Annotated in this window: 13 protein-coding genes; all 13 read right to left on the bottom strand. The window is 69.3% G+C overall.

Annotated features, from left to right (window positions below; translation table 11 throughout):
• Positions 1 to 263 precede the first annotated feature (263 nt).
• The 13 genes from QMK34_RS45040 to QMK34_RS48175 all read right to left on the bottom strand — a co-directional run bounded on the left by QMK34_RS45040 (position 264) and on the right by QMK34_RS48175 (position 11877).
• Positions 264 to 890, bottom strand: coding sequence for a hypothetical protein (locus tag QMK34_RS45040; protein ID WP_326421004.1), 627 nt, complete (start codon positions 888 to 890; stop codon positions 264 to 266).
• 142 nt (positions 891 to 1032) lie between these two features.
• Positions 1033 to 1542, bottom strand: coding sequence for a hypothetical protein (locus tag QMK34_RS45045; protein WP_326421005.1), 510 nt, complete (start codon positions 1540 to 1542; stop codon positions 1033 to 1035).
• A 10-nt stretch (positions 1543 to 1552) separates the two neighbouring features.
• A complete protein-coding gene (locus tag QMK34_RS45050; RefSeq protein ID WP_326421007.1) occupies positions 1553 to 2662 on the bottom strand; it encodes an MlaD family protein in 1110 nt (369 codons plus the stop codon).
• Entirely contained in the window at positions 2662 to 3648 is a 987-nt protein-coding gene (locus QMK34_RS45055; RefSeq protein ID WP_442785360.1) for an MCE family protein, read from the bottom strand. Before QMK34_RS45055 ends, QMK34_RS45050 begins: the two co-directional genes overlap by 1 nt.
• Positions 3645 to 4652 (bottom strand): MCE family protein, encoded by a 1008-nt coding sequence (locus tag QMK34_RS45060; RefSeq protein ID WP_326421008.1) that lies wholly within the window; start codon positions 4650 to 4652, stop codon positions 3645 to 3647. The genes QMK34_RS45055 and QMK34_RS45060 overlap by 4 nt, the downstream gene beginning before the upstream one ends.
• Positions 4652 to 5683: an MCE family protein gene (locus QMK34_RS45065; protein WP_326421010.1), complete on the bottom strand. Its 1032-nt coding sequence runs from the start codon at positions 5681 to 5683 to the stop codon at positions 4652 to 4654. The genes QMK34_RS45060 and QMK34_RS45065 overlap by 1 nt, the downstream gene beginning before the upstream one ends.
• On the bottom strand, positions 5683 to 6699 hold the full coding sequence (locus QMK34_RS45070) for an MCE family protein (protein ID WP_326421011.1): 1017 nt from the start codon (positions 6697 to 6699) through the stop codon (positions 5683 to 5685). The genes QMK34_RS45065 and QMK34_RS45070 overlap by 1 nt, the downstream gene beginning before the upstream one ends.
• A complete protein-coding gene (locus QMK34_RS45075) occupies positions 6696 to 7922 on the bottom strand; it encodes an MCE family protein (RefSeq protein WP_326421012.1) in 1227 nt (408 codons plus the stop codon). Before QMK34_RS45075 ends, QMK34_RS45070 begins: the two co-directional genes overlap by 4 nt.
• Positions 7919 to 8758, bottom strand: a complete 840-nt coding sequence (locus tag QMK34_RS45080) for an MlaE family ABC transporter permease (RefSeq protein ID WP_326421013.1) — start codon at positions 8756 to 8758, stop codon at positions 7919 to 7921. The genes QMK34_RS45075 and QMK34_RS45080 overlap by 4 nt, the downstream gene beginning before the upstream one ends.
• Before the next feature lie 3 nt (positions 8759 to 8761).
• Positions 8762 to 9511, bottom strand: coding sequence for an MlaE family ABC transporter permease (locus QMK34_RS45085; RefSeq protein ID WP_326421019.1), 750 nt, complete (start codon positions 9509 to 9511; stop codon positions 8762 to 8764).
• Positions 9512 to 9552: 41 nt separating this feature from the next.
• Positions 9553 to 10602 carry an ABC transporter ATP-binding protein gene (locus QMK34_RS45090; protein ID WP_326421014.1) on the bottom strand — a complete coding sequence of 350 codons (1050 nt, stop codon included), beginning with the start codon at positions 10600 to 10602 and terminating at the stop codon, positions 9553 to 9555.
• Between the two features lie 16 nt (positions 10603 to 10618).
• A complete protein-coding gene (locus QMK34_RS45095) occupies positions 10619 to 11362 on the bottom strand; it encodes a hypothetical protein (RefSeq protein WP_326421015.1) in 744 nt (247 codons plus the stop codon).
• Positions 11363 to 11679: 317 nt separating this feature from the next.
• Positions 11680 to 11877 (bottom strand): LPXTG cell wall anchor domain-containing protein, encoded by a 198-nt coding sequence (locus QMK34_RS48175; RefSeq protein ID WP_442785361.1) that lies wholly within the window; start codon positions 11875 to 11877, stop codon positions 11680 to 11682.
• Between the last annotated feature and the right edge of the window lie 262 nt (positions 11878 to 12139).

Consider the following 12139-nt stretch of genomic DNA (forward strand, 5'->3'; position numbering starts at 1 on the left):
CGTGAGTGTGGGACTCGCCGGACCACCCGCGAGTCCCACACTCACGTGCGCGAGTCCCACGCTCGCGAACGTCGTGTCCCACCCCCGGACACTCCGCGTTCCCCGTTCACAACTCGTGGACGCGTGTGCGCGAAAGGCCGTCACGCGTGTCTGGACTGCCGTCACGCGTGTCTGGACTGCCGGGACTCGCGCAAAGCTTTGGCGGCGATCTGCACACGCGTGACGGCAATCCACGCACGCGTGGCGGCGATTTGGGGGTGGGGTTAAGAGGAGGCGAGGGTGGTTATGTGCCATCGGCCGTCCGTTCGTTCGGCGGTGACGCTCAGCTGGGCCGCGCCGGTGCTGCTCTGGCCGCCGTCGCGGGTGCCGGTCTGGTCGAGGAAGACCAGTAGCGCGGCGCGGTCGCCGTCGAGCATCTTCACGCCGGTGGTCACGGCTGTCGAGGTGACGACGAGTTTCTGCTCGGTCGCCAGCTTGCGGACCTCGCCGAACAGTTGCCGGTACTGGTCCAGCGCGGTGCCCGTGAGGAGGTCCTTGGCGACCGCCTCGCTTTTGGCCTGGTCGTCGTAGCGGTACGAGAACACCGTCGCGAGTGCCTGGCTGACCTGCTTGCTCGCTTCGGCCGTGGTCGTCGTGTCGACCAACGCGGTGTTGTGCGCCATCGGACCACCCGCGTCGCGGGCCTCGGCGTAGAACCAGGTGCCGAAACCGCCCGCGAGCAGCGCGAGCACCAGGAACAGGGCGGGCCACAACCGGGATTTCGCGCGGGCTTCGGGCGTCTCCGCGACCGGCTCGGCGAGCGGGAGTTCCTCGTCATCCACAGGGTTGTCCACAGGTGCGTCCACCGCGGCCAAGTCTCCGGTGCGCTCGTCTACCGCAGGTTCGTCCACAACTGGCTCGTCCACGGCGGGTTCGTGTGCCGTGGGTGGGTTCGGGGTTGGGGGGCGGGGTGTGGGGGGCTGGCGGGAGCCTGCGACGCGGACGGCGCGGCGGTGGGGCTTCAGGGCTCGTTGGGTGTGCACGACGTCCTCCCTATGACTGCGTGACCGGGATCTGGCCGAGCGCGGTGACGCGCCAGCCGGCGGGGGTCCTGGCCAGCTCGGCCTGGAAGCGGTTGCGTTTGGTCACCGGATCGCCGCCGTCGGGTTTGACCTGCAGCTCCACCGACGCGATCACCTTCGCCGTGCCCGCGCCACTGTCCACTTCGGTCACCGCGGCGTCGAGGACCTTGCCGTCGGTGACGGTCTTGGCCTGGGTGATGCGGTCGAGGCTGCCCTGCTGGTCCGCGGCGAGTTCGTCGTGCAGCGCGCCGGTCGAGGCGTCGAGCCAGCGCTGGTAGCCGGGACCGGCCTGGCGATAGTCCAAAGTGGTCAGCGTGGCGACGGCCTGCTGCCCGGCCTTGAGCGCGTCGTCGCGGACCACCGCGCGGCCGATGCCGTCGTCGTGGGCGGCGTGCCACCACGCGTAGCCGAACCACGCGGCGAACGCGATCGCGACCACCGCCAGTGCCAGCGAACCGAAACGCAGGATGCGGGTCTTCATGTCACTCCTCTCACCGGCCACCGGTCGGCGCGTTCTGCGAGCCGCGCACGCTCGACGGATCGCCCTTGGGCAGTGAGCAGCGCGCGTTGGTGTTGAGCGGGTGCGTCGAGGTGTCGAGGCCGTTGCGGTAAGGCGTCCCGCCGTAACCACTCGTGCAGGGCGGCGGGTCGAAGAAGGTCAGCGACAGTCCGATGTGGACACCGTCGGGGCGGATGACGTGGGCGCCCGCCGCGACCGCCTGCGGCGCGGTGACCAGCAGCTGCTCGATCCCGTTCTGCCGGGTCTCGAGCACGTCCGCCGTGGTCAGCAGGTTCGCCAGCATCGCGCCGAGGTTCGGCCCGGCGTCGCGCAGCAGCGCGCTCACCTCCTGCGCGGCCGCCGGGACGGCCGGGAGCAGCTTCCGCAGGTCCCCGTCGGAGTTCTTGAGCGTCTCGGCCAGCAGCCGTGCGTTGGTCCCGAAACTCCGGATCGAGTCCGCCTGCTGGACCTGCGTCTTGAGCACCGTGTCCGCGTCGGTGACGAACGTGGTCAGTGGCGCGACGTGCGCGCTCGCCGTCTGGACGAACTCGATCCCCCGCCCGATCAGCTGATCCAGCGCGGGCCCGGCACCCGAGGTCGCGTTGTAGAGCTCGTCGACGACCGTGCGCAGCGCCTCCCTCGGCACCGACGCGGCGAACGAGTCGAGGTTCGCCAGCACCACGTCCACCGGCAGCGGGATCCTGGTGTCGGCCTGGGTGATCACGGACCCGTCGTGCAGCATCGGCCCGCCCTCGACGCGGGGGCGCAGGTCGACGTACTGCTCGCCGATCGCCGACCGGTTCGCCACGACCGCCTCGACGTCGGAGGGCACCTGCGGCCCGCCGGAATCGAGCTTGAGGTCGGCTTCCATCCCGGTGCCGGTCAGCCTCAGGTCGCCGACGCGCCCGATCGGCACCCCACGGTAGGTGACCTCGGAGTTGGTGAAAACCCCGCCACCGCTGGCGAACCGCGCCTTGACCACGTAACCGCGGTCCCACACCAGCTTGTCGAGCCCGGCGTAGGTCGCACCGAGGTAGGCGATCCCGACCACCGCGATCACCACGAAGATCACCAGCTGGGCCCGCACGACTTTGGTCAGCATCAGCGGCCGCCCCGCGTGTTGAGTTTCAGGAACCCGTTGAGGTAGTCGCCCCGGATGGTGTCCAGCGCGCTGTCCGGGAACGGGAAGGTCAGGAGCATTTCCATCGCTTTGGGCAGCGCGTCCCCGGAATCGGCGAGCCGTCGCAGCGTCGGCTCCAGCGCCTTGAGGTCGGCGACCAGGTCGTCCTTGCTCTTGTTCACCGTCTCGACGGCGACCGAGGTCAGCCCGTCCAGCGACTTGAGCATGTTCACCAGCGCGACACGCTGCTCGTTCAGCACCCCGATCCCGGGCGCGAGCTGGGTCAGTGTGGTGTCGATCTGGTCCTTGTGCGCGTTCAGCGTCGCCGCCAGCTTGTTGACACTGTCGAGCGCGCGGGTGATCTCCGCCTTGTGCTCGTCGAGCCCCTTGACGAAGATGTCCAAATTGGACAGCAGGCTGCGGGCAGCGCCCTCCTTGCCGCCCAGCGCGTCGTTGACCTGACGGCTGATGTTCTGCAGCTGCGCCACCCCGCCGCCGTTGAGCAGCAAGGAAAGCGCGCCGAAGACCTCCTCGATCTCCGGCGTCAGCGTCGAGCGGTCCAGCGGGATCGTGGTGCCGTCGACGAGCCTGCCGGACGGTGTCGCGTCATCGGGCGGGGCGAGCTCGACGAACTTCTCGCCGAGGATGCTCGCCTGCCGCAGCCGCGCCACCGCGTTCGCCGGGAGGTCGACATCGCCGTTGACCACCAGCACCACCTGCGCGCTGTGCCCGTCCGGCGACAACGCCACCTTCTCCACCCTGCCGACCGCGACGTCGTTGACCTTCACCCCGGACTGCGGCACGAGGTCGAGCACGCTGGCGAAACTCGCGTTGACGTGGATCGGGTGCGTGCCGACGGAAGCGCCGCCCGGGAGCGGGATGTCGTAGATATCCGCACCACTCGAACAGCCGGTCGCGCTCAGCGCGAGTACCACCAGCGCGGCGAGCTTTACCCGCGTGCGGATCATTTCGCCCCCTTGAACTCGTTGAGGTTCGCCCGGCCGTCGATGGACCCGGCGGCCGGGTCGTAGGCGTTGAGCAGGTTGGTCAGCGCGTTGGGCGCGGTGTCGAGCGCCTCGCCGAGCGACGCCTTCTGGTCGGCGAGCACCTTCGTCACCGACGCCAGCTTGTCCACATTGGACTTGATTTTGCCCCGGTTGTCCCGGATGAAACCCTGCACGACGCCCAGCGCCTCGGTCAGCTCGGTGAGCGCTCCCGAGAACTGGTCGCGCTGGTCGGCCAGCACCTTGTTGATCGAGGCCAGTTGCACGATGGCCTGGTTGACCTGACTGTCGTTGGCGGCCAGCATCGCGGTGAACTTGCTGATGTTGTCGACTGAGTTGAACAGGTCGTCCTTCGAGTCGGCCGCCGTGCGGGCGAAGTCGCCGAGCTGCCGGATCGCCTCGCCAAGCGGCTTGCCGTTACCGTCCAAATAGGACGCTGCTTTCGTCAGCACGTCACTCACCGCGCCGTCTTTGTTGGCCCCCTTCGGCCCGAGCGCGGTGGTCAGGTCGTTCAGGCTCGACAGCAGCTGGTCGACCTCGACCGGTGTCGCCGTCCGCTCCTGGGGGATTTCCGCGCCGTCGGCCAGTTTCGCGCCGCCGGAGTACACCGGCGCGAGCTGGACGTACCGGTCCGCCACCAGGCTGGGCGTCACCACGAGGGCCGACGCGTCCGCGGGCAGGGCGACGTCGTCGCGCAGGCTCAGGGTCACCTTCACGTTGGTGCCGTGCGGCTCGACGCTGTCCACCGTCCCGACCGCGACCCCGAGCACCCGCACGTCGGTGTTCGGGTAGACCCCGACGGCGGCGGAGAAGTAGACCTCGACCCGGTTGCGGCCCGGCCCGGTGGCGAACGCCGTCCAGCCCGCGGTGACCAGCAGCGCGAGCACCACCCCGAAAGCCAGGCGCCGCAGCAGGTTCCGGCGCCGCGAGCGGGCGCCCATGTCCTCGAGCACGACCGTGTCGGCCATCAGCGTCCTCCGGTCTTCGGCGGCACACAGCTGCCGGGCGGGCCCGCGGCCGGGATGAGCCCGCAGATGTAGGTGTCGATCCAGTGCCCGTTGCCGAGCGTGTTGCCGAGCAGGCGGTAGAATGGCCCGGCCAGCCGGAGGCTGTCGTTGAGCTTGTCCTGGTTGCGCTGCAACACCGTCGCCACGCGGTCGAGCTGGTCGAGCGCGGGCCCGAGCGTCTTCTGGTTGTCCGCGACCAGGCCCTTGAGCTGGATCGAGAGGTTCTTGACCCCGCTGAACAGCTTCGCGATCGCGTCCTTGCGGGCGTTGAGCTCGGTCAGCAGCGTGTTGCCGTTGCGGATCAGCGAGGACACCTGCTGCGAGCGGTCGCCGAGCGTTTTCGAGATCTGGTTGGTGTTCGCGAACAGCTTCGTCAGTTCCTCGTCGCGTGACGCGAGGGTCTTCGACAGCGCGGAGATGCCGTCGAACGCCGTGCGCACGTCCTGCGGGGTCGACGCGCCGAGCGTCTCCGACAGGACCCGGAAGCTCTGCGCGAGCTGCCCGGTGTCGATCGCGCTGACGGTGGTCGACAGGTCGTTGAACACCGCGGTGACGTCGTAGGGCGAGGTCGTGCGCTCGAACGGGATCGGCTGATCGGGGTCGAGTTCGCCGTTGCCGACCGGGTCGAGCACCAGGTTCTTCTGCCCCAGCAACGTCTTGATCTTGATCGCGGCGGTGGTGCGGTTGCCGATCCAGGTGTCCTTGACCCGGAACAGCACGGTCACGTGGTCGCCGGTGAGCAGCACGTCGGACACCTCGCCGACCTTCACCCCGGCCACCCGGACCTCGTCGTTCGGTTTCAGCCCGGCCGCCTCGTGGAACTGTGCCGAGTACGTCGTGCCACCGCCGATGATCGGCAGGTCGTCGGAGAAGAAGGTGGCGCCGCCGATCAGGAGCATCAGCACGGCCGTCACCGCGCCGACGATGATCGGGTTGCGCTCGCGGAACGGCTTCCAGTACTGGGGCCGCTTGAACCTCGGGATCAGCCTCATCAGCGGCACCGCCCCGCGGTCACCGGGATGCCGACGGGCGGGCCGCCGGGCGCGGGCGCGGCGTCGGACTGCACCGAGCACAGGTAGAAGTTGGCCCAGGAGCCGTAGGACACCAGCGTGCCGATCCGGTCGTACTTGGTCGGCAGGTTGGTGAGGAACTGCTCGAAGACCGGGGTGTTGTCGGCGAGGTTCTTGGACAGGTCGCCGAGCGTGTCGATGCTCTGCTTGAACGGCTGGCGGCCGTCCTGCAGCAGGCTCGCGGTGGCCGTGGACAGCTCGCCGAGGCCGCCGATCGCCGAGCCGATCGGTTTCGCGTCCGCCGCCAGGCCCGAGACGAGCTGCTCGGTGGTGTCGACCAGCGCGTCGAACTGGTCGCCCTTGGCGTTGACGGTGTCGAGCACGGTGTTGAGGTTCCCGATCACCTGGCCGATCACCTGGTCCTTACCGGCCAAGGTGGACGTCAGGGAAGCCGTGTGGCGCAAGAGGCTTTCGATCGTACTGCCCTCGCCCTGGAGCACCTGGATGATCTCGAACGAAAGCTGGTTGACGTCGGCCGGGTTGAGCGCCTGGAACAGCGGCTTGAACCCGTTGAACAACGCCGTCAGGTCGAGCGCCGGGGTGGTCTTGTCGAGCGGGATCTGGGCCCCGGCGGACAAGGTCGTGGCCGTTTCGGGGTTGCCGGGGTCGACCGAGAGGTACCGCTGGCCGACCAGGTTGCGGTACCGGATGGTGACAGTCGCCGAGGTGGACAGCCAGCGCTTCCGGTCGATCGAGAACTCGACGTCGGCGAGCCGGTGGTCGACCACCGCCACCGAGTCGACCTGGCCGATGCGCACCCCGGCCATCCGGACCTCGTCCCCGGCGTTGACCGAGGTCGCGTCGGTGAAACGGGCGGTGTAGGCCACCGTGTCGGCGACCCCGGCGTTCGCGATGACGATCGCGAGCACGCCCGTCGCGAACACCGTGACGAGCAGGAAGATCGCGCCCTTGAGCGCGGGTCCGGCGATTCCCCTCATCGCAGCGTCACCTCCGTTCCGCGCAGCGCCGGGCCGGCCAGCACGCTGCTCCAATCCGGGACGTCGCCGGGTGCGACGCCCATCGCGGGCCCGAGCAGTTCGGCGACGAGACCTCGTTCGCCCGCCGAGTTCGCGGGGCCGAGGTCGCCTTCGGTGGCGAACGCCGGGACGGTCGCACTGCCGCCGCCCCCGCCGTAGCACCGCGGGCCGCCGCCGGCGTTGTAGACCGGGTCGTCGCGGCCGGGCACGTATTTCCCGCGGGGTTCCTGCACGGTGAGGATCGCGTGCAGGCCCGGCTCGTTCGTGCCTTTGCCGAGTGCCTTGTCCATCAGCGGTTTCATCTTGTTCACCGCGTCGAACAGGCACGGGAACTCCGGTGAATACCGGGAAAGCAGCTCCAGCGTCGGGCGGCTGGCGGCGGAGACGTCGATGAGGTTGCGGGAGTTCTTGCGCAGGAAGTCGTTCAGGTCACCGGACGCGGTGGTGACGCTGGTGTAGAGCGCTTCGAGGTCACTCTTGCGATCGACGACGGTCTTCGCCGTCACCGAGAGGTCGCTCAGCGCGGCGAGGATGTCCGGCGCCGCGCTGGTGTAGAGGTCCGCGGTGTCGGCGAGCCCGGTGATGTCGGCCTTGAACTGCGGCATCAGCGGGTTGACCTTCGCGAGCAGGTCGTTGAGCTGCACAATGCTGTCTCCCAGCGGTTTCCCGCGGTTGTCCAGCGCCTGCGAGATGGCGCCGAGCGAGCTGTCGAGCTTCTGCGGCTGCACCGCGCGCAACAGCGGCAGCAGGTCACCCAGCACGCGTTCCAGCTCGATCGCGTTGGCCGAGTGGTCCTGGGTGATGACGGCCCCGGCGGCGAGCGTGCCGCCCGCGGGCTTGTCCGGCAGGACGAGGTTGACGTACCGCTGGCCGAACACGGTCTTCGGGAGCAGCCGGGCGGACACGTTCGCGGGCAGCTGGGCGATCGTGGCCGGGTCCATGGCGAGGTCGATCTCCGCGCCGCCGGGCGAGCTGCGCACCGCGCGCACCGTGCCGAACGGCACCCCCTTGACCTTGACGTCGGCGCCCGCCGCCATCTGGTTGCCCACGCGGTCGGTCTTCAGCGTCACCAGATCGGTGGACACGAACTGCTTGTCGTAGATGGCGATGGCGAACCACGCGAGCAGCGCCAGGATGACGAAGAACGCGACCCCGGCGAGCTGGGTGCCCAGGCGGCGGCTCATCCCGACACCTTCACCGTCGTCGTCGCGCCCCAGATGGCGAGGCTCAGGAACAGGTCGAGCACGCTGATCAGCACGATCGACGTCCGCACCGCGCGGCCCACCGCGACGCCGACCCCGGCCGGGCCGCCGGTCGCGCGGTAGCCGTAGAAGCAGTGCGTCAGGATCACCGCGACGCTGAACACCAGCACCTTGACGAACGACCACAGCACGTCCTCCGGCGGGAGGAACAGCGTGAAGTAGTGGTCGTAGGTGCCGCCGGACTGGCCGAAGAACAACACCGTGGTCAGCCGCGAACCGCTGTAGGACACCAGCAGGCCGATCACGTAGAGCGGGATGATCGCGATGAACCCGGCGATGATCCGGGTGGTGACCAGGTACGGCATGCTGCGCACCGCCATCACCTCGAGCGCGTCGATCTCCTCCGAGATCCGCATCGCGCCGAGCTGCGCGGTGAACCCGGCGCCGACGGTCGAGGACAGCGCGAGCCCGGCGGCCAGCGGCGCGATCTCGCGGGTGTTGAAGTAGGCCGTCAGGAAGCCGGTCAGCGCGGAGACGTTGATCTGGTTCAGCGCGCTGAACCCCTGCAGGCCCACGGTGACGCCGGTGAACACGCAGAGCCCGACCATCACGCCGACGGTCCCGCCGATCACGGCGAGCGCGCCGCTGCCGAAGGTGACCTCGGCGAGCAGCCGCACCACCTCACGGAAGTACCGCGTGAGCGCGACCGGCACCGCGGCCAGCGCACGGACGTAGAACAGGAGCTGGTCGCCCAGGTCGTAAAGGCTGTTGCCCGGCCGCTTCAGCGCGGCACGGGCGCGTTCGGGAACGCTTGTCACGTCTCAGGTTCCCTTCGCGGGCACGAGCTGCAGGTACAGCACGGTGAGGATGGTGTTGACGAAGAACAGGAGCAGGAAGGTAATGACCACGGACTGGTTGACGACGTCGCCGACGCCCTTCGGGCCGCCCTTGGGGTTGAGCCCGCGGTAGGCCGCGACGACCCCGGCGAGGAAGCCGAAGATGAACGCCTTCACCGAGCTGGCCACCAGGTCGGGCAGCTGCGCGAGCGCGTTGAAGCTCGCCAGGTACGCGCCGGGCGTGCCGTCCTGCACGATCACGTTGAAGAAGTAGCCGCCCAGCACGCCGACGACGCTGACCAGGCCGTTGAGCAGCACCGCGGCCAGGATCGAGGCGAGCACCCTCGGCACGATCAGCCGCTGGATCGGGGAGACGCCGAGCACCTCCATCGCGTCGATCTCCTCGCGGATGGTGCGTGAGCCGAGGTCGGCGCAGATGGCGCTGCCGCCCGCGCCCGCGATGATCAGCGTGGTCACGATCGGGCTGGCCTGCTGCACCACGGCGAGCACGCTCGCCGCGCCGTTGAACTGCTGCGCGCCGATCTGCTCGGTCAGCGAGCCCAGCTGCAGCGAGATGACCGCGCCGAACGGGATCGACACCAGGATCGCGGGCATGATCGACACGCTGGCGATGAACCAGAACTGCTGGATGAACTCCCGCACCTGGAACGGGCGCCTGCTCATCGAGACGACGATGTCGAGCGCCATCGAGCACAACCGGCCGAACTCGCGCATCGCGGCCGCGACGGCGGACGGCGCCCGCGAAAGCAGGGAGGTCACAGGTCACCACCGGAACCGAAGGCGGGCAAGGAAACCGGGCGGCGACGGGCCGAGCTCAGCCCGTAGCGCTCGCGTTCGCCGTAGGTCAGGCTCGCGACGATGCCGTGCTGCGCCGCGGCGGGCAGGGTGTGCAGGATCGCCATCACGCGGTCCTTGCGACGCCGGATGCCCTCGCGGTACGGCAGGCCGGGGCTCGGCTGGAGCTGCGGGACGACGCCGCGGACGTCGCCGGTGAGTTCGCCGTCGACCTGGTTCGCGAGCTCCGCGGCCATCGTGGCCTGGTCCTTCTCCTCGCTCATCCCGATCGGGCCGGCGCGGCGGCCGTTGAGGAACTGCTCGATCACCGGCTCGTCGCTGGTGAGCAGCACTTCGCGCGGGCCGAACAGGACCAGTTCCTTGCGGAACAGCATGCCGAGGTTGTCGGGCACCGTGCGGGCGACGGTGATGTTATGGGTGACGATCAGGATCGTCGCGTCGATCTGCGCGTTGAGGTCGATCAGCAGCTGGCTCAGGTATGCGGTGCGCACGGGGTCGAGGCCGGAGTCCGGCTCGTCGCACAGGATGATCTCCGGGTCCAGCACCAGCGCGCGGGCCAGCCCGGCGCGCTTGCGCATCCCGCCGGAGATCTCGCCGGGCAGCTTCGTCTCGGCCCCGGTCAGGCCGGTCATCTCCAACTTCTCGAGCACGATCCGCCGGACCTCGGTCTCGGACTTCCTCGTGTGCTCGCGCAGCGGGAACGCCACATTGTCGAACAAGGTCATCGAGCCGAACAGCGCGCCGTCCTGGAACAGCACCCCGAACAGCTTGCGCGTCTCGTACAGCTCCCGTTCGGCGCAGCGGAGCAGGTCGACGCCGTTGATCAGGATCCGGCCGCGCTCCGGCTTGAGCAGGCCGATCAGGCTCTTGAGGAACACCGACTTCCCGGTGCCCGACGGTCCTAAGAGGACACTGACCTCGCCTGCCGGGAGCGTCAGGGACACGTCCCGCCAGATCGCCTGCGAGCCGAACGACTTGCTCAGCCCTTCGACGCTCACTTCGACACCCACGACGCCTCCTTCGTGCTCATTTGCCGCATCCGTTCGGCGGCGGGCCACTGCTGGTGCAGCGCAGGGCCAGGTTGGTGAGCAGGGTGTTGCCGGGACCGGCGACGAGCCCGGTCAGCAGCGGGCTCAGGTCCTCGGTCACCCCGCACCCGGCGAACGGCGGGGTGTCGAAGGTGCTGGTGACCCTGGTCGACGGGCGCGGCTGGCCCTCCTTGGGCGCGGCCAGCGGCAGGACGGCCTTGATGTTCACCACCGCGGGCTGGGCGGTGCGGCAGCCGTCGCCGACGTCCAGCGGTTTCCCGGCGACCCTGACCGCGGTCAGCTTGATGAACACCCTGGCCGTGACGTCGGTGACCGCCCGCAGGCCGGTGCCGGTCTCGTCCGGCGCGGACTTGATCTTGGCCGTGCCCGCGGCGTCACCGTCCGGCACGAGCTCGACCGTGCCCGTGGCGGGCATGAACCGGAAAGCCACGAAATAGCTCGACGTCGTCGGGATGAGCAGCTTGCCGCTGATCTTGTCGTCGACCAGCACCCCGTCGAACCTCCCCTGCGGGAAGACGATGTCCGAGCCGAGTTTCGCGACATGACTGGTGGTCGGCTGCTGGTCGTCGCCGATGTAGAACCCGAACGGGAGGGTGAGCGTCAGCGCCGGGGAGGCCTGCTCTCCGGCGGCCGCGGCGCCGGGGCCGAGGGAAAGCGTCGCGAGGCCCAGCACCGCGCAGAGCGCGGCCGCTCGCCAAGTACGCCGAGTCAGCGATGACATTCGGGCTTCCTCACTGGAGTTCACGGGCCGCACCGGCGGTGAATTCTTTTACCGCAGAACTGTGGACGGCTTCTTCCGGGCACGTTACTGACGGGTCACCTCGCAGACAAGGCACCACGAAAAATAGCTCAAGCCCGCCGGTGAAAAGGTTTTTTATTGTTACGCGCATGACTGTCGGCAGAAGTGGATATTTGCGCGGCCGCCGAAAAACCCGATTCTTGTGTCGCGCGCACACGGTCATTCGCGAATTCTTGTCATCCGCCCGCACGAAAGAAGGCCCCCCCGCATGGCGCGCGGGGGGCCTTCAGTGCCGGGAGCTACCGGGTGCGGGGGCTCCGGCGGCGCAACCGCAGGGCGCCGAGCAGGCCGCCGCCGAGCAGCAGGAGCAACGCGCCCGCCCAGATCAGCCAGCCGTTGTCGAAGCCGGTGGAGGCCAGGTTGCCGGTGTGGCCGCCGCCGCTACCGCTGTCCGCGAGCGGGATCGGCGCGTACGAGGTCGTCGTCGTGCTGGGGATCTCCGAGAGGCTGGGTCCGGGCGTGCCGGTGTCCGACGGCGAACCGGTGGTGACCGGGCCGGTGGAAGTGGCCGGGCTCGTCGGCGTCGCCGAGCTGGACGGCGACGTCGGGGTCGTGGTGCCCGGGGTGGTCGACCCCGGCGGAGTCGTGGGCTCGGACGTCTCCGTCGGGCTCGTGGTCTCGGTGGGGGTCGTGGTGCCCGGGGGGCTCGTCTCGGTGGGGCTCGTCGTCGCCGTGGGGCTGGTCGGGGTCGTCTCGGGC

This window comes from Amycolatopsis sp. H20-H5, assembly GCF_035828755.1.
In the GTDB taxonomy this organism is placed as follows: Bacteria; Actinomycetota; Actinomycetes; order Mycobacteriales; family Pseudonocardiaceae; genus Amycolatopsis.

What these genes read in the sequence shown, in the direction of transcription:
- QMK34_RS45045 (WP_326421005.1), bottom strand. Translation starts at nt 1,542, where the DNA reads ATGAAGACCCGCATCCTGCGTTTCGGTTCGCTGGCACTGGCGGTGGTC.
- QMK34_RS45050 (WP_326421007.1), bottom strand. Translation starts at nt 2,662, where the DNA reads ATGCTGACCAAAGTCGTGCGGGCCCAGCTGGTGATCTTCGTGGTGATC.
- QMK34_RS45055 (WP_442785360.1), bottom strand. Translation starts at nt 3,648, where the DNA reads ATGATCCGCACGCGGGTAAAGCTCGCCGCGCTGGTGGTACTCGCGCTG.
- QMK34_RS45060 (WP_326421008.1), bottom strand. Translation starts at nt 4,652, where the DNA reads ATGGCCGACACGGTCGTGCTCGAGGACATGGGCGCCCGCTCGCGGCGC.
- QMK34_RS45065 (WP_326421010.1), bottom strand. Translation starts at nt 5,683, where the DNA reads ATGAGGCTGATCCCGAGGTTCAAGCGGCCCCAGTACTGGAAGCCGTTC.
- QMK34_RS45070 (WP_326421011.1), bottom strand. Translation starts at nt 6,699, where the DNA reads ATGAGGGGAATCGCCGGACCCGCGCTCAAGGGCGCGATCTTCCTGCTC.
- QMK34_RS45075 (WP_326421012.1), bottom strand. Translation starts at nt 7,922, where the DNA reads ATGAGCCGCCGCCTGGGCACCCAGCTCGCCGGGGTCGCGTTCTTCGTC.
- QMK34_RS45085 (WP_326421019.1), bottom strand. Translation starts at nt 9,511, where the DNA reads ATGCGCGAGTTCGGCCGGTTGTGCTCGATGGCGCTCGACATCGTCGTC.
- QMK34_RS45095 (WP_326421015.1), bottom strand. Translation starts at nt 11,362, where the DNA reads ATGTCATCGCTGACTCGGCGTACTTGGCGAGCGGCCGCGCTCTGCGCG.